This window comes from Chryseobacterium sp. C-71 (assembly GCF_020911865.1).
Classification (GTDB): Bacteria; Bacteroidota; Bacteroidia; order Flavobacteriales; family Weeksellaceae; genus Chryseobacterium.
In genome coordinates this window covers 3,104,111-3,126,998 of record NZ_CP087131.1, presented here as the reverse complement: position 1 = coordinate 3,126,998, position 22,888 = coordinate 3,104,111, and the positions used below count along the sequence as shown (strand labels likewise).

Sequence of the window (22,888 nt, the reverse complement as noted above, 5' to 3'; positions counted from 1 at the left end):
CACAGCAATGCCATACTTTTTGAGTCGACAAAAATACTGTTTTTTTATCAAAACTCTATACTATAATATGTTACTATATAATAAACTCAGACTGACAAAAATCAACCTGAGTTTATTATATAACGTTTGTAATTAAACAATTACTTTATCTCTTTTTCACAAGCCTTGATGAAAGCTCTGAATAAAGGATGTGGTGTAGCAACCGTACTTTTGTATTCCGGGTGATACTGAACCCCTACATAGAAAGGATGATCCTGCATTTCTAATGCTTCTACCAAACCTGTTTCCGGGTTTGTACCCGTTGCCATTAAACCGTTTTTCTCAAATTCTGCGATGTATTCACTGTTAAATTCATAACGGTGACGGTGTCTTTCAGAAATATGTTTGCTTCCGTAGATTTCATTTAATTTTGAACCGTTTTTCAGAGAACATTTCCATGCTCCCAAACGCATTGTACCTCCTTTATCTACAACATTCTTCTGCTCTTCCATTAGAGAAATTACAGGATGTTCTGTAGAAGTGTCAAATTCCATTGAGTTGGCTTTTGTATAACCTAAAACATTTCTGGCAAATTCTACAGTCATAATCTGCATTCCCAAACAGATTCCTAACATTGGAACTTTGTTTTCTCTTGCATACTGAGTCGTAAGAATTTTACCTTCAATACCTCTGTCACCAAAACCTGGAGCAATCAAGATACCACAAACTCCTTCTAAACTTTCTTTGATATTTTCTTTGGTTAAATCACCACTGTAAACCCATCTGATTTTCACTTCCGTTTCAATATCTGCACCGGCATGTTTAAATGCTTCAGCAATTGAAATATAAGAATCCTGAAGTGAAATATATTTTCCAACCAAAGCGATCTCTACAGTTCTTTTAGGATTCTGGAATTTCTTCACGAAGGTTTTCCAATCTTTAAGATCTGCTTCTTTGTCACTTTTTAAATCTAATCCTTTAAGAACTACATCATCAAAGTTTTGTTTTTGAAGATACATCGGAACTTCATAGATCGTTTCCAAATCTTTACATTCAATCACATTATCTAAAGAAACATTACAAAACTGAGCCAATTTTGCTCTCTGATCTTTTGGAATTTTATGTTCTGTTCTGCAAACTAAAACATCTGCCATAATTCCGCTTTCCATCAACTGACGTACAGAATGCTGAGAAGGTTTTGTTTTTAATTCTCCGCTTGAAGCCAAGTATGGCAATAAAGTTAAGTGAATCACCATAGAATTTTTCTCACCCAATTCCCATTTCAACTGACGAACAGTTTCGATGTAAGGTAACGATTCAATATCTCCTACAGTTCCACCGATTTCAGTAATGATGATATCGTAGTTCTGTTTAGAAAGAATTTTAATTCTTCGTTTAATTTCGTTGGTAATGTGAGGAATTACCTGAACTGTTTTTCCAAGGAAGTCTCCTTTTCTTTCTTTTTCGATTACAGTCTGGTAAATTTTTCCTGTGGTAACGTTGTTGTTTTGAGAAGTCGGAGCATCAAGATAACGCTCGTAATGTCCTAAATCCAGATCCGTTTCAGCACCATCTTCAGTTACATAGCATTCTCCGTGTTCATAAGGATTCAGCGTTCCCGGGTCGATATTGATGTAAGGATCAAGTTTTTGAATCGTTACATTAAATCCGCGTGATTTTAACAATAGTCCCAGAGAAGCAGAAACGATTCCCTTTCCCAAAGATGAAGTTACACCTCCTGTCACAAAGATGTACTTTGTATTCTTTTTACTCATTAGATTAGGTTTGTGCAAAGTTAGGGCAAAAAGAAATGCAAAGCAATTTTGTATTCAAATTTGATTGTGTATTTTAGTTATTCAAATTTTTAATAATGGAAATCCTAAATAAACTCGTGTATTTAAAAAAGGTCGAACTTTTATCTAAAAATGGGCTCTTGCTAAAATTTGACAATCTACACATTTGGAAAACTGACAGCCCTAATATCTATTTCACAGAACGTCATCACGATTATTATGAAGGAATTTTTATCTATTTTAAAGAGAATGTTTTAAATTATCACATGTTATTTAAAAGTCTAATTGGTGAGCAATTATACATTGAAATTTCTGATAAGTATTTAAATGCTTGGTACGCCGAATATTTCGACCATATCGAAGACAGAAACACAATAGATCATCTCGAAGAAATAGAAATTGTAGATTTTAAGTTTGAGAAAATAGAAAAAACTGCCACAGACTGGAAGTGGGAATATGAAAAATTAGAACACATATTCCTTAATCTTCTTGCTAAAAATTGATGAAAATTATATATAAAAAAGGTTTCCCAAAAAACTTTGAGAAACCTCCACCTAAACCAAATTATATATATGAAAATTATTACTGTTTTGCCAATTCAAAAAACAAACTAACCTCAACATCTTTTGCAACACCTGCTCCTGTCGGATCATATTTAATGTTGTAATCTAAACGGTTAACCGTAAATTTTGCTTGTAAACCTACAACTTCTTTTCCTTGTTGGTTTTTTGCTATACCACCGAATGTTACCGGAATACTTACTTCTTTTGTTACATCTTTTATGGTTAATTTACCTTTAAGAGTATATGTATTATCTTTTCCTTTTGAAACTGCTACACCTACAAATTTCATTTCAGGGAATTTTTCTGTATCAAAAAAATCAGCACTTTTCAAATGCTTATCTCTTGGCTCAACACCTGTATTAATAGATTCTACAGATACTGAAAAATTAAATTCAGCTTTATCCAAATTTGCACCTTCAGTTGATACTGTTCCATCAAATTTATCAAATCTACCCTGCACGAAACTAATCCCCATGTGCTTGATGTTGAAATTAACAGATGAATGCATGTGGTCTACTCGCCAAGTAGTCTGTGCAAATGTGAACATGCTTACCAATATAAACACAAAGCTTAAAAGTATTTTTTTCATTTTTAAAATTTATAAAGCAAATGTACACCAGAAAATTCAAAATATTCATTGATGTATGATAAGATTAACAATTTTTACGAAAAAATTTAAGCTGGATTTTTCATAATTTTACAGCATGGCAAAACTAAAAACAGCTTACTTCTGTCAAAACTGTGGTTCGCAATATCCGCAATGGACGGGGCAATGTAAAAATTGTCTTGAATGGAATACTTTGGTAGAAGAAATTGTAGAAAAAACATCTTCGAAAACTCCACCTTTTTCAAAATCAAAACAAAACGTCATCAACATTATCGAAGTTGAAGCCGTAGAAGAACCAAGAATAAAAACTCCGTCTGATGAGCTCAACAGAGTTTTAGGAGGTGGAATTGTTTTAGGCTCTGTCACATTGATTGGCGGTGAACCCGGAATAGGAAAATCTACCCTTCTTCTTCAGCTTGCCTTGAAAATGAAAAAGAAAGTTTTTTATGTTTCTGGTGAAGAAAGTGCTTCTCAGATTAAAATGAGAGCCGATCGTTTGGCAGATGTGAAAAACCCCAACTGCTTTCTTTATACAGAAACTTCTTTAGAAAAAATACTTCATGAATCTAAAAAGCTGGAACCCGATTTTGTAATCATTGACTCTATTCAAACTTTGCAATCTCAACTGATTGAAAGTTCGCCAGGAACCGTTTCTCAAATCCGCGAATGTTCTAATGAGATTATTAAATATGCCAAAGAAAATAATGTTCCTGTATTTTTAGTCGGTCACATCACAAAAGACGGGCAAATTGCAGGGCCAAAAGTTTTGGAACACATGGTCGATGTTGTCTTAAACTTTGACGGAGACAGAAACCATCTTTTCAGATTATTGAGAGCTAATAAAAACCGTTTCGGTTCTACTGCGGAAATCGGAATTTACGAAATGGTTTCGCAGGGTTTAAAGGAAATAAAAAATCCGTCAGAAATTTTAATTACTAAAAAATTTGAAGAGCTTTCAGGAAATTCTGTTGCCGTAACTTTAGAAGGAAACCGACCGATGCTTCTTGAAATCCAGGCTTTGGTAAGCACCGCTGTTTATGGAACTCCGCAGAGAAGCTGTACAGGATTTGATTCTAAAAGACTGAATATGCTTTTGGCAGTTTTAGAAAAACGAGCAGGCTTCCAACTGGGTGCAAAAGATGTTTTCTTAAATATTACCGGCGGTATAAAAACCGACGATCCTGCTTTAGATTTAGCAGTTGTTGCATCAATTCTTTCATCAAATGAAGATATTGCGATTTCTGAGCATTTTTGTTTTGCAGGGGAAATAGGCCTCAGTGGAGAAATTCGTCCGGTGGCGCAGGTTGAACAAAGAATTACTGAAGCTGAGAAATTGGGCTATGAAAAGATTTTCGTTTCAAATTTAAATAAAATTCCAAAGAGAAAATTTGGGATTAAGATTGAGGAAGTGAGCAAAGTTGAGGATTTTCACGAAAGACTGTTTTAACGTTAAATAAATCTTAAAATTTCATTAGTTTTTATATATATTTGTTATGAAATAATATTAATAAAACCAAATATGAAAACTTTAAGTACATGCTTATTCTTATGTTGTGCTACGATTCTGTTTGCTCAAACCAAAATTTTTCAAAATCAAATCAACGAAAGTAATCTGAGTGAGGAACAAAAAGTGAGTAATAATCTTGCTTCTACTTATATTTCAACAAAATACTATTCGCAGTCATTTTTTGATCTTGCGTCTGATTTGGAGATTAAATTACCGAATGATAAGATAATTAAAGCCAAGCTTTCAAAAACATTTAATTACAGCAACAAAAGCACATCGTACGTTTATTCTGTTGAAAACGAACCACAAAGCGAATTGGTATTATCAAAATATGATCATATCCTAACAGGAATGTATGCTTCGAGCCATGGGGAAAAAATTATTTTCCACCAAACTGGTCAAAATATATTCGCCGTTTCTTTGGTAAGCGAATCAGAACTTATCAATAGAGATTCTAAAAATGACTATATTCTCAATGAATCTGCGATTAATCAAAAAGTAAATGCAAATATATGTTTAGAATCTACACCCACCTGCCCGGCAACAACGATTGATGTTTTAGTTGTTTTTACTCCAGCAGCAAGAATTGCATGGGGAGGCATTGCACAGAGTAATTCTTTTGTGGCAACCGCAATTACAAATTTTAATACATCCCTTATCAATTCGGGGATTCCAAATATTACCATTAATTTAGTGTACTCCGGTGAAATTCCATATACAGAAACCGGAGATATTTATGTTGATTTGCCAAGATTCAGAAATAATAATGATGGATTTATGGACAGTGTTCATACATTAAGAACAACCTACGGTGCCGATCTTTGCGGACTGATCACTTCCACACCTACGAGTATATGCGGTTTGGGATACGTAAACACTAATCCGACAAACTATTCAAACACAACAGCCTTTACGGTGTCATTATTAAATTGTGCCGTATCTAATTATACATTATCTCACGAAATGGGTCATAATATGGGACTCAATCACGATTGGTATGTGGATCAAAGCACTACCCCTTGTAGCAATCTTCATGGTTACGTTAATCAGACTGCTGTTAGTTTAGGAACTTCAAGTACATCATCCCAAAGATGGAGAACAATGATGGCTTATAACGACCAATGTTCTAATGCTGGAATCAATTGTCCTAAAGCAAATCGATGGGCAAACCCAAGTGTAAATTACAACTCTGATCCAACAGGAATTGCAATAGGTAACCCTAATCCTTCGAATGAAGCATTTGGTTTTGCACGTTTCGCTTGTGTAGTCTCACAGTTTATGCCAAGTTCAAATTTGGGAACTTTTGAGATTAACAATAAAGAAGTAAAAGACTTCACCATTTATCCGAATCCTGCGAAAGAAGAAATCAATGTATGGATTATAAATGATGAGAAATATACTTTTAAAATTATCAATGTTTTAGGTCAAATTGTTTTAACAACTGATAAAAAGAGCATCAATCTTCGAGGTTTATCTTCGGGAGAATATTTCCTGAGCGTTTTTGATAATAAAAATTCTTTAGTAGGAAGTAAGAAATTTATTATTAAATAACCTGAGTTCGGTTTAAGCAAAATTTAAAAACAATTGACCATCATTTACTTTTTTTAAGTTTAATGATGGTTTTTTGGGGAAGAAACAATAAGCAGTTAAGCTCCCCAAAATATTCATCATAAAATTACTAACACTTCTGTGGCGAGTATGTTCCACTTGACAATGGTTCTTTAATTCATCATTGATCGTTTCAATGATGGCTCTTTTTCGGAGCAAAATTTTGTCTTCCATTTTCATAATATGATTCTTCATATTCTTACGAAGTTTAGTAAAAAGCTGGATTCCATCAGCAAAAAGCATTTCCCAAAGAGCCTTGGAAAGATATCCTTTATCGGCAAATAGTTTTCCAAAAAGCTGCTGCGTCATTTTTTTGATATGCTTTGGGTTTCTGTCATCAATATTTCCTTTCGTTATATAAAAGGATAAAAGTTCTCCCTTTTCATTACAAACCAAATGCAGTTTAAACCCATAAAACCAACCCATCGAAGATTTTCCTCGCTCTGCCAAACCTTTGAAAACTTTGTGATTGTGAATCCTTTGGTTTCTGCAAACTTTCAAAGTTGTGCTGTCCATAAAGCTGATTCCAGTACATTTACCCAGACATTTTTCTTTCAAAAATAAGGCAAAAACCACAAAGCTTCTTTGCTGAAGTTCTATAAATCTATTGTAGGAAAGGGCTTTGGGAAACAAATTATTCCAATAACCACAAACTATTTCCTGATAATAATGCTTAAATGTTTTGTGTGCACCCAGATGAAAACCAATCATAATCGTAATAATTTCAGAATCCGACATCATAGATCTTCTGTTTCTTCTCTTCTTTTGGTCGCCGAGCGCCTGAAATTTCATGTGTTTGATTTGGAAATCAAATTCTTTACAGAAATCATCAACTTGTACAAAAATATTTGTAATTTGGTCTTTCAAAATCATAAGCAATAGTTCGTTTAAATATTTGAATGTTAGATACTTAAATATACGAATTATTGCTTTTTATTGCAAATTTATTTTGTATTCTTATCCCGAACTCAGGTTAAATAGGTAACGATTACTGTTCTTAATCTTACTTAAATTTAAAAATACTTTTCCCACATTTAAAATTATTATCGAGTATAATCAAAGAAACTTATCACTTATCAAATTTAAAATCATAAAAAAACCCTTTCTAAAAATATTAGAAAGGGTTTTTTTTGTTAAACTTGTCTATTCCTGAAATAACGATACACAAAAAAGAATCGTTATGAAAGAACCAGTGGAATCGCTTTATGTAAAGCGTACACAGAAAGATTACAGTTTGAGTTTTAAAGTTCAGATTGTAAAAGCAATTGAATCAGGAAAATTGGGAATTACAGAATGTCGTAAGAAATATGCGATACAATCTCGTTCCACGATTGTCAATTGGCTTAGAAAATACGGTAACTTTGATTGGGATAATCAAATACCAAGTTCTATGCAAAAAACTCCTGAACAAAGAATTATGGAATTGGAGGCTGAAGTAAAACTGCTTGAGAAACAAAAAGCCTTACTCGAAAGACAAGCCTACATTGCCGATAAAAAGGCTATCTTTTTCGATATGATGATCAACCTTGCTGAAAGCGAATACCATATCGATATCAGAAAAAACTCCGCATCCGCACAATCAACAACTTCCGCAGAACAGAAAAAGAAACCTTAGTTTTTACCTGTGGATTGTCCGGATTGGATAGACAAGTCTATTATAGAAGTTTGAAACGCAGCACAGTGCGAATGAGCAAAGCTCAACAAGTGGTCGCATTGGTGGAAGAAAAACGTATACTACAACCAAAGATTGGCGGTAAAAAGCTGTATTTTATGTTGAAAGAACCTTTAGGAGCTCTGAATATTGGCAGAGATAAGTTCTTTGGTATTTTACGGGCCAATCATTTACTGATTGTTCCAAAAAGAAGTTATCACGTCACGACCAACTCCCACCACCGCTTTAGAAAGCACAGAAATATGATATTGGACTATCAAATCACTAAACCCAATGAAGTTTGGGTGGCAGATATTACTTACATCGGAAACAGAAAGAATCCGAGTTATTTAAGTTTAATAACAGATGCATATTCCAAGAAAATTGTTGGGCATCACGTTGCGAATAATTTAAATACAGAAAGCAGTTTAATTGCATTGAAGAAAGCTTTAAAAAATAAAAAAGTGAATTTAGAATCGTTAATCCATCATTCTGACCGTGGTCTGCAGTATTGCTCTAATGAATACCAAAGATTATTGGGAAAGCACAACATCAATTGTAGTATGACGCAAAACTCAGACCCCTACGAAAATGCAGTGGCAGAAAGGATTAATGGAATTTTAAAACAAGAATTTGATATTGATAAATACGATATGGAAACAAAATTAAGAAGAAGGGTTGTAAATGAGTCAATTCAAATATACAATGAAGTAAGACCTCATTTTTCAAATCATTATTTAACCCCAAACCAAATGCACGAACAGTCCGTATTGAAAATGAAAACCTATAAAACAAAAAACCAAAGCAAAAACGTTTTTGCTTTGGTTTAATTATTTATTTTTGACCTATAATCTGTATCGATTTTTTAGGACGGGACAACTATTATTAGAATCCTCCGGAATCACCAAAAGTGAATGTTGCTGAGATACCAGCTCTGATGGTTGATAACGGGAACGCCGTTGATATCTTGTATTTTGAAGTCATCTGCTCGTAGAATAACCTTAAGTTTAAGTTTTCTGAAACGTTGTAATCAGCAGATAATTTAATGTTCATTAACTTCTGTCCGCCTGTTACTTGAGAATCATCTAACAAGATATTCATGATGCTTGTACGGCTGTCTCTCAATGAGATATCACCCCTGATGTTAAGATCGCTGCCTTTACTTCTTGCACCTCTTGTGTTACCCATGTTTCCTAGTCTGAAGTTTCTGACGATATATCCTAATCTTACAACATATTCTGTATTTGAATCTTCAGTAAGTGTATGGTTAACCAATCCTAACAATAAAGTTCTCATCCTGTTGTACTGTAACCCGAACTGCATATTGTTTCTCATCGTCACATCAATTCCGATAAGCGGTGCAAATGCTTCCACATAACCTACTTGAGAGAATGTATAAGGATTGATATAATCATCATTCACATCTCTTTGAGAACTGCTTACATCGTTTTTGCTGTTGAAATAATCAATGCTAGACTGTATTCCTGTTGCAGTATATGTTGCATTATAGCTGTGTAAAATATCAAACTTCGTAAACTGCCCGCTAATTATTGGGATGTTTTTTAAACCTGAATAAACAATTCTCCAGTTTGGTATTGGCATTCCTGCTTTCTTGGCATTACCAATTCGTTCAGGACTTTTACCTTCCACTGCAGCACGGAATGCCGGGATTAAAACATAAGCATTAGAAATGCTGTGTCCATCTGTGAAACCATCATTTCCTACAACACCACCCAATTGTTGCGAAATCACTCTTGCATTTTGTCTGATTGACTCATAAACGGCTTGACCCGTTGAGAATGAGGTGCTGGTAAGAATTACTGAGTTTGAATAGCTCACCATATCACTTGCAAAGGTCAAATTCGGATTAGAGAAACCATCATCGTCTCGGAAGTTGAAACCGGTTTGTGAGAAATTTCTGTTATACGTCTGCAATACATTAAAATCGATCCTGAAATCATTGACCGGCATCATCTGTAAGTTGGCTCGGAGCTCCCGTGTCGACATTTTCACATAAGGATCAATCATTAGTTCTGAATCACTCACCCATCCGTTTTCAATAACGGTACGTCTGATGTCTGCCTGAGATCCGAAAAGGAAACCAATCGTTGGGCCACCAAGAGTTTGGCCATAACCATATCCATTTGGCGCCGATAATAATCCTGGTAGAACGGTACCGTTATTCTCAGAATAATTAACATCTAATTGTTTGAATGAAGTTAATACAAACGCTGCATTCTGTAAAATCGATAACTTGTTTTTAAACTTATAGCTTTTAAATTTATATCTCTTTTTGTCCCAAGCCTGAGTATATGCGTTATTCAATGAATCCATTTCCTGCTTACGCTTTTGGAGCGTGGTCGACATTTTTTTGAAGTAATTAAACTGACCAAAAAACTTCGGAATATCTGCCGTTGCTGTAGCCTGAATAACACTCGTATTTTGACCGATTGACCCTAAACTTCCGTCCGGGCTTGATAGTAAAGCCGTTGATCTCGCATTCCAATTGTACTCGAAACCATATTGCAATTCTGCATCAATAAAATCTAAATACGGAAGAAGCTGGAATGGTAATTTGTAATTCAACTGAACTCTGTGATTATACAACACCGGTCTTCCCGCTCTGAACATATTGCCAAAAATGGAGGAATTATCCATTGTGTTGACATCTACATTATCATTTAGTGTTCTCGTACGTGAGTTGATTTCCAATTTTAAAGATTTAGTAAAATTAAATCCTAAACCATACTGCCAACCAAAATAGAAGTTTCTGTTTTTGATTGCAGCGAAGTCATCGCCCAAATTCCCGCTTAAAATAGCATCGATGTTTCTAAATTCAAGTTCGTTATAATTTCTGTCTAATTCTGTTCTGAAAGATAATCTTGTAGGAACCGGATTAAAATTAAATTCCTTTACCCATCTCAAATACTTCGTCGACTTGGCGGTGTCGCTGATCATTTTATTGAACGGCTTAATCACCCAAGGCTTGAATGTATAATTATAATCTAAGAACCCTCTGAAATACTGTCTGTAGTTCTTTTTGGTATAAATATCTCTGTAATAATCGTCGTTATAGACCGCAGTTAGAGACAAGTTTTCTACATCGTAGAATCTCGGTTTACTGTTTTCTTTCACACGTTCTTTGTGCATATTCACAACACCCAAACTTCTCTGTTGAGTATATGTTCTTGCTACTTTTTTAAGCTCTTCTCTGTTGGCAGCTTTGCTAAATTCAACATCGGTATCCAAAGGATTGTATTTTGGATCTTCGATGGTTTGAGAGTAAGAATAGTTGACCGGAATTTTCACTCCCGTTTTCTCTGGCAAGAATTTATCTACATTCACCTGCGTATTGATACTGAAAGCTGATTGTGTAGACTGATTTCTTTCTGCCGGTTTAGAATCTATATTTCCGAAACCTACTGAGGTATATGATGCACTTGTGTTGACAACTGCAAAATCTCCAAGGTTGAAGTTTAAGCTGGCATTTCCTGCATAACCTCCGTCGTTTTCAATTTCCGAAAGACGAATTTCGTTGACCCAAAGAACCCTGTCAAAAGAGGCAGTCACCCTTTCACCAGCGTTACGGATACCCACCATTATCGTTGTTACATTTCCTAAACTCGGACGACCTTTGATGTAGATTTTTTTAAACGTCTCTCCTCCCCCAAATTCTGAATCTTCATATCTTTCAACAATATTATTTGGTGAATTTTTATCTCTTCTTATTTTAGCATCAACAAAGTTTTGAATTTCAAAATCTACTTCATTTTCAAATGGCCAAATTTCCATTGGCGCAGTTGCTGATCTTGGAGTAAGTTTTAGCGACGCTTCATATTCATAATAGTTATCTGTTGCATCACTACCAAAACGGATGAAGAATTTTGTTTTTTCATCTATTCTTCCAATATTCAAATCCTTGTTGCTCGGATCCTGAGCGTGTACAAAAAGTTTTAGCTTTTTATATCTTCTCATATCCAATGTAGCATTTTTGAAAACGCCTTTTGCTTCATTGTTTGGAAGCGCTGTAGCTTTCATATATAGAGAAGCTTCATTTTGTCTTTGTGCACCAGCATTTCCGCTCAATACCTGTCTGTCAATTCCCGGAGGCAATACGTAAGGTGGCTGGTTTAGTGCATTCTCTTCAATGTTTACACTTCCTACTTCAAAATTATTTGGGTTGGTATCGGTCAATGTACCTTCATCTAATGCAGGGTCAGGAGTATTTGTACCGTCTGTAAACTTGGCAATATTTTTAGGGTATCTTCTCCAGTCTGATCTTACCAAATCAATCGTACCGAATCTTAACGTAGAAGTTTGTTCAAATCCTGTCATTAATAATCTTGCAAACCTTACATTATTAAGTACCGAAGCATCTTTATCACCTCCAACACCAGCTTCTGCATATTTAGAAACAGGAATTCTGAATAAATACCATTTCACATCATCAGTCTGTCCATTCTGGAAAGTCGCATTGACTGTTTTTACATCTACAATATTATTCTGACCTAAAGTTAAATTTGCCTCAGCAAGACTAACGACATATTCGTTATAATTTTCACTTTGATCTAAGTTATAATCTCTATTGATATCTTCCGCATCCGGAGTTTGAGAAGCCACTTCCAAAGAGTTGCTTTGAGAATTGCCTTCAGGACCTCTGAAATATTTGTAACGCTGCGTAATCGAAGCTGCCTGACTTCCTGTAAACTTCTCAGACATATAAAATACAAAATCATCAACCGCAGGATCAGAAAGATTAAGAACTGGATTCACAAACGTACTTGTAGGGAATTTCAAACCTTCCTGATTAGAATTTAAACCATCATATCCGGCATCCTGAATCGTACGATCATCACCTTCGCTAGAGAAAGCATATAAAATTGGTGGCTGCTTTGGCTGCGTTCCCCAGTTTGAATTTGATGTAGATGAAGTTTGTGCAGGTGTAGGCAATCCGTTTTCGTACTGCATCAATCCGTCTTTCAAAATATCTTCACTTACGTTTCCTAAATGAAGCAAAAGTTTAGGATCTGTACCTAAATTATTTCCGTCTGCATAAGGATCCATCATCCAGAATTCTACATATTCGATGTTTGAATTCACGAAGTTGGAAACCTGAATAGGTCTCATAATCCCTGCCCATCTTTGCTGCACAGTTTCCGAATTTGGATTGACATTATAAGGACCTTTTTCTGCAGGATAATATGAAATATCAAAAGTATTGGTAAACGTCTGCTCGCCCGCTACAAAATCTCTATTGTTAAAGATTTCTGAAAACTGCACCCTTCGTGAAGCGTGATTGGAAACCGACTGTGCCGTAATTCCTACCGGAGCTCTGCCTCCAACTCCCCAGAATCTCGGGTCAATATTATACCAAGATAGCAAACCTCTACCATAGCCATTGGTAACATTATCATTGGCTCCAGCTCCACTGAAAATCGGATAATTTTGATTTTTCTCAGGTTTTGAAGCCAAACTCCACGCTGCAGGTTCTTTTAATGAAATTTTTGAAGTTGTCTGTTCAAAATCATCAATATATGACTGATCGTTTGTTCCTTTATTGATTCCCGGAAGTAAATAGGCACCTTCCATTTTGAAGTTCAAATTAGACGGAGCTTCTGTGTTGATTCCAGGAATTTTATCTGTTAATCTTGTCAGGAAAGGAAGCTGATTATTGTACATCATGTTGATGCCCGCCATCGTATTGTTCACGGCTTCCTGACCGTAGTTTACTTTTTGAGTAAGCGGAGATTCAGAATAATTAACAACCGTTCCACCGAAGATAAAGTTTTCGCTGACTCTTCTTTCTAAATTTACCCCTAAAAATCTTTTTCTCTGAGTGTTGAAAGTCAATTGGTTTTCTAATGAAATATTGATTGCCTGACCAGACTGTTTTACGTTTTCGTTGATGATGGTTACTGTCCCAAGCATATAATCAACGGTAAAGTCAACACCCTCTGTCAGCTGTACCCCGTTTGCCGCAACTTTTACAGAACCCTGAGGCACGTTTACTGCGCCCAAAGAAATACCTTGTCCCTGAGCACCTTTGTAACGACCTTCCATCGTGTATCGCTGAGCAAGGTTGCTGGCAGTGGCAACTTGTTTTTGTTGATTATATAAATCACTAAACACATATTGCGGATTATTCCCCACAAGACCTGCCATATAACTTCCGAAAGGCTCTACTTTCGTATAAATAAGTTTTCCTAATTCCGGACGGATGGTGATTCCGTTGACAAAGTCAAAAACTCCATCACCGAGAACTCCATTACTATTCTGTAAATCGCCGTTGACATTCAGTCGATCCCAATTTAATAATTTCAATAAATTGGTATCCTGTACTGATGTATTTGGAAGATAATTTACTTTACCTCCGGTTTGTGCATCTCTGTAGTAAATATTTAAAATGAAACCATCCTGATCAACCTGACCTGCGTCCAACGCATAAATATTCTTCATCATCAATTTCCACATTGGTGATGTTGTTTTTACAGTGGTATTCGGTTTCAAAACTTTAGTTACCAAAACCGGACTTTCCTCAGAAAATTCTCCGACTTTATACACCTGGTTGGTTCCGTTTACGGTGTAAGAATAAGAAACTGCCAAAAGCTGATTATCATTCAGTCTTTGATTTAATGAAATATACCCTAACTGCGGATGAAAGGTAAATTCTGTACTCGTTAATCTTCTTGCTTTTCTGTTAAATATAAATTGTTCGCCATCTCCGTAAGCCTCAGTTCCACCTGTTGAATTGGGAAGAACCTGTCCGGCAATTGTATTGTAAGCAGAATTGGCATCACGCAAACCTGCTCCTAAACCGGTAACGGCAGAATAAATTCCGTTTTGAGAGTTATCCGGCAAGCCAGAAGCTCCGTCTCCCAAATCTCGGATTCCGACGATACTTTTCTGATAGGCTAAATTGGAGTTTGCTTGGTCTAAAACCCAGACTTCCATTCTACTGATGCTGATTCTTGAGTTGATCTGCGGATAATTCAGTAATGCATTGTCATAATTATTAAGGAAATAATGTCCGATGAAGTAATGCTGATTATCTTCGTAATCAATAGCATTTACTTTAAAGGTATTCATCACGCCACCGCCCTGTACGACAATGTTTCTAGCTTCACCCTGTTGTTGTGAAAGCACCACTGTTCCGTAAGTTTTTCCTAATTGAAATTCAGTTTTCACCCCGAAAAGTGATTCTGAACCACGAATTAAGCTTGTAGAAAGTGGCATATTAACGTTACCAAATTCAACTCTTTTGATGATTTTGTCTTCACCTCCTGCGCTCGGTTTGTTGACCTCTCCCAAACCTTTTGTCTGAAGATCTTTCCAACTTCCTTTTGCCTGCCAAACCAAATTCATTCGGTTCTCAAAAGCAAAACCGCTTTGTGTATCGTAATTGGCTTTTAGCTGAAGGTTTTCACCCACTTTCCCAATTAAACCCAACTGAATTCTTTGGTCAATATCAAAGGTAAAACTGGTTCTGTTTTGAGGTAAAATTAAAGGGTTATCTATTTTTTGATACAAACCTGCAAAGTCGAAAGAGGCATATCCTGAAGGAATAATTTCAATTTTATTACTCCCGAAAATGGCTTCAAAAAGCCTGTTATTGATTGTCAAAGAAGGAATCAAACCTTTTCTCTGAGCCTCGGAAGTATCTTTCCTGAAAAGCAGACTGTATCGTTCAGATTTATCTTTATAATAAGCTCTTGCCTGCTGAGCCTCCATAAATTCTTTGTAATCTTCCGGTGACATTGCAGTGGGTTGCCCCGTAATGGTATTTCCGATTTTAGGATATACATAGTACATCCCGGTTTTGATATCGTAGTAGCCTTCGTAATAGGTAGGATCACTTACTTTGTAATCTCTTTTTATCGAAAATGCTTCCGGATTTACCTGCCCAAATAGATTTATTGACAAGAATAAAAATGACAGGAACGAATATATCTTGAGAAACTTATTATTTTCCACCAAAAGTTAAATATTTTTTAAAATTTGTTTTACCAATTCTTCAACAGAAATCTCCGGATCCTGCTTGATGATACGATCAGCAATCTTCTCACTCATCCTCTTAGAAATCCCTAAAACTTCTAATGCAGATAACGCCTCATCCTTACTTTTATTATTTGCCAACACAGAATTATTTTCTTCTACACTGCCGAATTTCTGGACTTTATCTTTCAAATCTACAATGATTCTTTCCGCTGTTTTTGTCCCCAAACCTTTCGCTTTCTGAATAACGGCACTATTTTTGGAAAGTATAGCTGTAGCAATCTCAGAAAGGCTTAAAGTTGACAGTAAAATCAATGCTGATACAGCACCAACTCCGTTAACACTTATTAAGAGATTAAACATTTCTTTTTCAGAACGAGTCTTAAAACCGAAAAGTAAATGTGCGTCTTCGCGTATAATCTGTTGGATAAAAAGCATGGTTTCCTGATTCAAAGTCAGGGTTTGTGAAGTCATCAGACTGATACCAACATAGTACCCAACGCCATTGACATTGATTACGGTGTAAGTTGGTGTAAGCTCCTGAACAATTCCTTGTAAAGAAAATATCATCATTATTTTTTATAACTTCCAAATATAGTAATTTAAACTAAGTAATAAATTCATTTAACATAAGAATGATATTTAACTTTTATTGTCATTGCAAAGACAATGATTTAACTAAAAAAAACAAAAACTCCAAAATGAATTGGAGTTTCTCTATGTGTAAATAATTGATGATTTTCTACTTCTTGGCTTCTCTTCTCTGCGCATCCAAAACTGCAACCGTTGCCAAATTCACAATCTCGTCAACACTAGAACGCATCTGTAAAACGTGAACAGGCTGTTTCAGTCCCATCAAAATCGGTCCGATTACCTGCGCAACCTTCATTCCTCTGATGATTTTGTAAGATAGATTGGCTGATTCCAAATTTGGGAAAATGAATGTGTTTGCAGGAGTTGTTCCTAATTTTGAGAATGGGTAATCGCTCAAATGATCTGCATTCATTGCAAAATCAGGTTGAATTTCTCCATCAACAATCATTTTCGGGAATTTCTCGTGAAGAATTGTTACTGCTTTTGCAACCTTCTTCGAAGTCTCAGAAATCGCTGAGAAATTTTCAAAACCTAGCATCGCAATTCTTGGTTCGATCGCAAAAGATTTCACCGTATGTTCTGCCATTTTAGCAATATTCACCAAATCTTCAGCAGTAGGATTTTGATTGATCGAAGTATCTGCGAAGAAAATCGGTTTCTTTTCAGACAGAATCATCATCATTGCCGCCACTTTTTCAACTCCTTTTTCTTTTTCGATAACCTCTAAAACAGGTCTTAAAGTCGAAACATAATTTTTAGAAAAACCTACAATCAATCCGTCTGTATCCCCATGCTTCAGCATCAAAGGCCCGAAGTAGTCTCTCTGGCGAACATATCTTTTTGCCTTGTACTCGTTCATCCCTTTTCTCTGACGAAGTTTCCAAAGTGTTTCTCTGTATTTTTTTCTGTTTTCTTTCTGATCGTCATCACTTGGGTCGATAATCGGAACATCAATGTTAATTCCGAAACGCTCCATCTGTTCTTTGACGTATTTTTTATCTCCTAAAAGACTAGGGTAAGCAATTCCTTCTTCGTAAAGAATCTGAGCTGCTTTCAGAACGTTGTATTCCTCAGCGTTTCCTAAAGTAATTCTCTTAGGATTAGCTTTTGCACGGTTCTGCATCATTCTCACCAACTTCTCATCTCTTCCCATTCTGTCGAGAAGCTGAGTTTCGTATTCGTCGAAATCTGTGATGGTTTTTCTTGCAATTCCACTGTCAATTGCTGCTTTTGCAACAGCGCTTGAGACTTTGGTAATCAGTCTGTTATCAAATGGTTTCGGAATAAAATATTCTCTTCCGAACTGTAAATTCTGAACGTTATATGCTAAAATTACCGCTTCAGGAACCGGTTCTTTAGCCAAATCAGCAATCGCATGAACGGCTGCTAATTTCATTTCTTCATTAATACCTTTTGCCTGAACATCCAAAGCACCACGGAAAATATAAGGGAAACCAAGAACGTTGTTCACCTGATTAGGATAATCACTTCTTCCCGTTGCCATGATCACATCTTTTCTTGTAGCAAGTGCCAAATCATAAGCAATCTCAGGATCAGGATTTGATAATGCGAAAACAATCGGGTTTTCTGACATACTGCTCAGCATCTCCGGTGTCATCACATTTCCTTTAGATAAACCAATGAATACATCTGCCCCTTTACAAGCATCTTCTAAAGTTTCAATATCCGTCTGAGCAATAAAATCTATTTTTTCAGGCGTAAGGTTTTCTCTTTTATGATTGATAACTCCTTTGCTGTCGCACATTAAAATATTTTCTCTTTTCAAACCTAAAGAAATATAGAGATTGGCACAGGCAACAGCTGCCGCTCCTGCTCCGTTCACCACCATTTTTACTTCTTCGATATTTTTATTGGCAATCTGAAGCGAATTGATTAATGCCGCTGCAGAAATAATCGCTGTTCCATGCTGGTCATCGTGCATTAATGGAATATCTAATTCCTCTTTTAATCTTTGTTCGATATAGAATGCTTCCGGAGCTTTGATATCTTCAAGGTTGATTCCGCCAAAAGTTGGGGCAATACCTTTTACAATTTGTATAAATTTATCAGGATCTTTTTCGTCGATTTCAATATCAAAAACATTGATGTCTGCGAAGATTTTAAACAAAAGACCCTTTCCTTCCATTACAGGTTTTGACGCTTCGGCACCAATGTCACCCAAACCAAGAACTGCAGTTCCGTTTGAGATCACTGCAACCAAATTTCCTTTTCCTGTGTAATCATAAACCGTTTCAGGATTGTGGTGAATTTCCATACAAGGCACTGCAACTCCCGGAGAATATGCCAGTGACAAATCTCTCTGCGAAGAGTGTGGCTTTGAAGGAATGACTTCAATTTTCCCTTTCGGTTCTGCTTTATGATAATCTAGCGCGGCCTGATTGAAATTTTTTTCGTCGCGGTTAGTTTTATTCGACATAGAATTTTCTGTTTTTTTATAGTATATATTTAATATGGTAGTCGACTAAACTTTCGATAGGTTTTTGTACAACGTGCCCCACATTCAAATGAAGTTCTGAAGCTACAGAACGTAGAATATTTTCGTAATAATAAGCAATGGATCCGATAAAATTAATCTCGGATTCTTTTGACTCTTCGTAAGGAATCACCTGATATTCGAAGAAATTTCTCATCTCTTCAGAAACCATTTGGACAAAATAGGGATGATCTTTTCTCTCTACCACAAATTTATTAAAATCTGCCAAAAAAGCATTGGGTCTTGAGCCGTGATACATGTTTTTCAATGCCTCATCAATCGTCAAATGATAGGTGTTTTCAAATTCAGTATGAAGATCCTGAGGAAGTTTCTGCATAAAGAATCTGCGTACCAATTGTTTTCCAATGGCACTTCCGCTTCCTTCGTCACCAATAAGAATACCAAGTGAAGGAAGTTTTATTTTTAAATTTTCGCCGTCAAAATAACAAGAATTGGAACCTGTCCCCATAATACAAACGATTGCAGGCTTTCCGTTATAAGCAGCAAATGCAGCTGCGGCAAGATCTTCACGAACAGAAATTTTTGCATTGGTGAAAACTTTACCAACTTCTTCTTCTATTGTATCGCAGTTTTGCTTCACACCACACCCTGAACCATAGAAATAAATCTTGGTGATTGAGTTTTTTACCGATGTTAAGCTTTTATTTTTTTCAATTTCCGGAACAATAAGTTCTCTGCTGATAAAATTGGGGTTGAAGCCAATGGTTTCAGTTTTTAGGAATACATTTTTGAATTCGTCTAAAATTACCCAGTCTGATTTTGTAGAACCACTATCAACAATAGCAATCATAATTCTTATTTTAAGAGTGCTAAATTATGAATTTATCTTTAAATAGCCTTTAAAAACAGACAATGAAACCCTCTTAATGATTAAGCTCAGCTTTTGATTTCGTTTTTATTTTGGTTAAACTGTATGAGCCAGTCTTCTATCTCCTCTTCAAGATAAGAGGTCTGCATCACCATGGCGTTGATAAAGTCGTCGGGAATAGGTTCTCCTTCTTTATTTTCCATATTCCAAAGTTCATCTGACATATTTTCGTACTCTGAGTATACTCTTTTGAAACGAGTATTTTCTTTTTCTAAAGCTTCAATATTTTGTTGCTGAAGCTGAAATTTCCTGTATTTGTTTTGAGATTTCATACAAATATTTGATTGTTTTTTTAATGTGTAAAATTTGAGCAAACTGCCTCAATCACTTGGTACAAGATAGAAAAACCATCAACAGAATGAGTTGAAAATGAATTTAGTATCAGGTAGATTCTGTTCCTTTCTGAAAATTAAATTTAGAAATTATTTTGAAACGAAAAAAAAAAATTAACAACTTTTTTCACTGTTTAACATATAGTTATAAATTTGCACATTACTAAAATATATGAGAGAACTATTACTACGACACAAACAAGTCCTGTTTTTCATCATCGCCGGCGGACTGAGTGCCATTGTAGAAATTGGGAGTTTTAAGATTTTCAGCACTTACCTTCCGCAGATATTCTCTCAGGAACAGAATTTTCATGGGGTACATTATCCTTTAAGTAACATCTTCTCGACGAGTTGCGGAATTTTATCCAATTATTTCCTGAGCATCTGGTTTGTTTTTGAAAGAGGAAAACATTCTAAAAGAAGAGAGTTTGTTTATTTCATGGGAGTTTCATTCGTTTCTACATTATTAAGTTTATTTTTCTTCCAGATATTCTACAGCTTTATATTTAACGATAATATTGATTTAATTTTTTATACCTTGAGTCCGGAAATGATCAGTAAAATCGCAGCGATTCTATTGGTATCGATTCTGAACTATTCGGTGAAGAAAAAAGTAATTTTTAACGGTTGATTTGTGGTAAAGATTTTAAATTATCTCTGGAGGTTTTGGCTGGTTGTTTTGGCATTTTTGCTGACAATCTTATTAGGTTTACCCGTTTACTTATTTTCTCTCAACAAGAAAACCTACAAGTACGCTTACATTTTCATCAGAATCTGGTGTTACGGAGTTTTTTACGGAATGGGAATGAGATACGAGCTCATCAATCTTACTGATAAGAAAATCGATAAAAATACCCAGTATGTAGTCATCTCCAATCATACTTCGATTATGGATATCATGCTTCCGTGTATTTTATTTCCCAATCATCCGCTTTGTTATGTCGGGAAAATAGAACTGGTGAAAATTCCTATTTTCGGAACGATTTATAAAAGAATCTGTGTGATGGTAGACCGCAGCAGCCCAAGAAGCCGCGCCGATGTTTACCGAAGGTGTGCAGAAAAAATGGAAGAAAGCAACAGCATCGTACTTTTTCCGGAAGGTGGGGTTCCTGATGATACCTCCATAGTTTTAGACCAATTTAAAGATGGCGCATTCACCTTATCTTCAAAACATCATTCACCAATTGCTATTTTTACATTCATTGGCTTAAAAGAAATGTTTCCGTTTGATAACTCTAAAGGTTTCCCAGGAAAAGTGAAAGTTTACTTCAACGATATTCTCGAGCCAACCGAGTCTCCGAAAGATTTAAAAATGTCTTCATTCGAGACAATAAAAAAAACTTTAACTGATTACAGTTAATCAAAGAAAAAAATTATATTTGTTGATTAGATTTTACTAAAAAACAAATATGTCAAATTATTCTAAACAAACTAACTGGGGCCAATTTATCCCTCTAGTAACCGTATTTTTTTTCTGGGGATTTGTTGCAGCGAGCAACGATATTCTTATTCCTGTATTTAAAGAGGCATTCAACTTGTCTCAAACCGAGAGTATGCTTGTTCAAATATGCTTTTATGTAGCATATACCGTGGGATCATTGATTTACATGGCGGTTTCAAAAGGAATTAAACAAGATTTGGTTAACAAAATTGGTTACAAAAACGGACTTATTGTTGGTCTTTTAATTTCGGCTTCTGGTACCTTATTGTTTTATCCAGCTGCCAATATGGGCTCATTCCCTCTTATGATTTCGGGTCTGTTTATTGTAGGTTTAGGATTTTCTCTACAACAGATTGTTGCCAATCCTTTAGCTATTGAAGTTGGGCCATCAGAAACAGGCTCTCAAAGATTGACCATGGCGGGAGGAATCAACAATTTGGGAACAACCATCGGCCCGCTTATTGTTTCATTTGCAATTTTCGGATCTGCAACAGCAGCAAGTGATAAGATAAGTATTGAAAGTGTAAAAATTCCGTATTTAATTTTAGGTGCTGCCTTCGTTCTAGTGGCTATCATGCTTAGATTTTCTTCTCTTCCTGCTATTACTCCGACTATTTTGGAAGATGTAGAAGAAGAAACTGTAGGCTCACATAAAAAATCTGCTCTTCAATTTCCTCAACTTGTTTTAGGTATGATTGCCATCTTTGTTTATGTAGGGGTAGAAGTTTCTACAGCAAGTAACCTTCCCGCATATATGGAAAAAGATCTAGGGTTTTCCACCAAAGAAGTTGCCCCTTACATCTCGCTATATTGGGCATCAATGATGATTGGGCGTTGGACAGGAGCAGTAGATGCTTTTGACATCAAAGCCGGATTCAAAAAAATACTCAGATTCTTGGCTCCCTATTTAGCTTTCGCTGTTTTCTTGCTTGTCAATGCAGTAGCAAAACATGATTTAAGTCCGTTTTATGTGTATGGATTAATTATCATTGCAATGATTATCTGCGACGTTATGAGTAAAGGAAACCCCGCAAGGATGCTTCTTATCTTCTCTACTGCAGGAATTGCAGCTCTACTGATCGGAATGTTTACAACTGGCATGACTTCAGTTTACGCTTTTACAAGTGTCGGGCTTTTCTGTTCTACGCTTTGGCCTTGTATTTTTGCTTTAGCTATTAATGGATTAGGAAAGCATACCAATCAAGGTTCCGGGCTTTTAATTATGATGATTATGGGTGGTGGAATTGTAAGTCTTATACAGGGGTACGTTGCAGATTTAACGAATATTCACTTTAGTTATATTGTAGGTGTTATTTGCTTTGCTTATTTAGCGTTCTATGCACTCCGTGTAAGTAGTATTTTAAGATCTCAGGGAATTGATTTGGATAAAATCTCTAAAGGAAGTGGACATTAACAAGTCAAAAACATATCATAAAAA

General features: G+C 35.7%; 16 protein-coding genes. 8 read left to right on the top strand and 8 right to left on the bottom strand.

The window, feature by feature from the left end; all coding sequences use genetic code 11:
* Positions 1-140: 140 nt before the first annotated feature.
* Positions 141-1,754: a CTP synthase gene (locus LNP04_RS14425; RefSeq protein ID WP_229983622.1), complete on the bottom strand. Its 1,614-nt coding sequence runs from the start codon at positions 1,752-1,754 to the stop codon at positions 141-143.
* Between the two features lie 95 nt (positions 1,755-1,849).
* Between LNP04_RS14425 and LNP04_RS14420 the strand changes: the two genes are divergently transcribed.
* Positions 1,850-2,275 (top strand): hypothetical protein, encoded by a 426-nt coding sequence (locus LNP04_RS14420; RefSeq protein ID WP_229983621.1) that lies wholly within the window; start codon positions 1,850-1,852, stop codon positions 2,273-2,275.
* Positions 2,276-2,354: 79 nt separating this feature from the next.
* On the opposite strand, the gene LNP04_RS14415 is transcribed toward LNP04_RS14420, so the two are convergent.
* Complete coding sequence (locus tag LNP04_RS14415; protein WP_229983620.1) at positions 2,355-2,924, bottom strand: YceI family protein; 570 nt, start codon at positions 2,922-2,924, stop codon at positions 2,355-2,357.
* Between the two features lie 115 nt (positions 2,925-3,039).
* On the opposite strand from LNP04_RS14415, the gene radA reads away from it, so the two are divergent.
* Complete coding sequence (gene radA / locus LNP04_RS14410) at positions 3,040-4,389, top strand: DNA repair protein RadA (protein ID WP_229983619.1); 1,350 nt, start codon at positions 3,040-3,042, stop codon at positions 4,387-4,389.
* A 72-nt stretch (positions 4,390-4,461) separates the two neighbouring features.
* Positions 4,462-6,000 carry a zinc-dependent metalloprotease gene (locus tag LNP04_RS14405; protein ID WP_229983618.1) on the top strand — a complete coding sequence of 513 codons (1,539 nt, stop codon included), beginning with the start codon at positions 4,462-4,464 and terminating at the stop codon, positions 5,998-6,000.
* Positions 6,001-6,012: 12 nt separating this feature from the next.
* Here the strand turns inward: LNP04_RS14405 and LNP04_RS14400 are convergent, their stop codons facing one another.
* On the bottom strand, positions 6,013-6,930 hold the full coding sequence (locus LNP04_RS14400; RefSeq protein ID WP_407928602.1) for an IS982 family transposase: 918 nt from the start codon (positions 6,928-6,930) through the stop codon (positions 6,013-6,015).
* A 307-nt stretch (positions 6,931-7,237) separates the two neighbouring features.
* On the opposite strand from LNP04_RS14400, the gene LNP04_RS14395 reads away from it, so the two are divergent.
* Both LNP04_RS14395 and LNP04_RS14390 read left to right on the top strand, forming a co-directional pair.
* A complete protein-coding gene (locus LNP04_RS14395) occupies positions 7,238-7,672 on the top strand; it encodes a hypothetical protein (RefSeq protein WP_229983440.1) in 435 nt (144 codons plus the stop codon).
* Positions 7,673-7,686: 14 nt separating this feature from the next.
* The gene (locus LNP04_RS14390) at positions 7,687-8,538 is read left to right on the top strand and encodes an IS3 family transposase (protein WP_324292096.1); all 852 of its coding nucleotides are present in this window, start codon (positions 7,687-7,689) and stop codon (positions 8,536-8,538) included.
* A 55-nt stretch (positions 8,539-8,593) separates the two neighbouring features.
* On the opposite strand, the gene sprA is transcribed toward LNP04_RS14390, so the two are convergent.
* The 5 genes from sprA to LNP04_RS14365 form a co-directional block, all read right to left on the bottom strand.
* Positions 8,594-15,628 carry a cell surface protein SprA gene (gene sprA, locus LNP04_RS14385; protein WP_229983617.1) on the bottom strand — a complete coding sequence of 2,345 codons (7,035 nt, stop codon included), beginning with the start codon at positions 15,626-15,628 and terminating at the stop codon, positions 8,594-8,596.
* Positions 15,629-15,685: 57 nt separating this feature from the next.
* Complete coding sequence (ruvA, locus tag LNP04_RS14380; RefSeq protein ID WP_229986308.1) at positions 15,686-16,270, bottom strand: Holliday junction branch migration protein RuvA; 585 nt, start codon at positions 16,268-16,270, stop codon at positions 15,686-15,688.
* A 172-nt stretch (positions 16,271-16,442) separates the two neighbouring features.
* Entirely contained in the window at positions 16,443-18,731 is a 2,289-nt protein-coding gene (locus tag LNP04_RS14375; RefSeq protein ID WP_229983616.1) for an NADP-dependent malic enzyme, read from the bottom strand.
* A gap of 16 nt (positions 18,732-18,747) precedes the next feature.
* Positions 18,748-19,599, bottom strand: coding sequence for a BadF/BadG/BcrA/BcrD ATPase family protein (locus tag LNP04_RS14370; protein ID WP_229983615.1), 852 nt, complete (start codon positions 19,597-19,599; stop codon positions 18,748-18,750).
* 86 nt (positions 19,600-19,685) lie between these two features.
* Positions 19,686-19,949, bottom strand: a complete 264-nt coding sequence (locus LNP04_RS14365) for a hypothetical protein (RefSeq protein WP_229983614.1) — start codon at positions 19,947-19,949, stop codon at positions 19,686-19,688.
* A 232-nt stretch (positions 19,950-20,181) separates the two neighbouring features.
* On the opposite strand from LNP04_RS14365, the gene LNP04_RS14360 reads away from it, so the two are divergent.
* From LNP04_RS14360 to LNP04_RS14350, 3 genes are read left to right on the top strand one after another with little or no spacing between them, the layout of a single operon-like run.
* Positions 20,182-20,640: a GtrA family protein gene (locus LNP04_RS14360; protein WP_229983613.1), complete on the top strand. Its 459-nt coding sequence runs from the start codon at positions 20,182-20,184 to the stop codon at positions 20,638-20,640.
* Positions 20,641-20,643: 3 nt separating this feature from the next.
* A complete protein-coding gene (locus LNP04_RS14355; RefSeq protein ID WP_229983612.1) occupies positions 20,644-21,369 on the top strand; it encodes a 1-acyl-sn-glycerol-3-phosphate acyltransferase in 726 nt (241 codons plus the stop codon).
* A 49-nt stretch (positions 21,370-21,418) separates the two neighbouring features.
* Positions 21,419-22,864, top strand: a complete 1,446-nt coding sequence (locus LNP04_RS14350) for a sugar MFS transporter (RefSeq protein ID WP_229983611.1) — start codon at positions 21,419-21,421, stop codon at positions 22,862-22,864.
* Positions 22,865-22,888 lie beyond the last annotated feature (24 nt).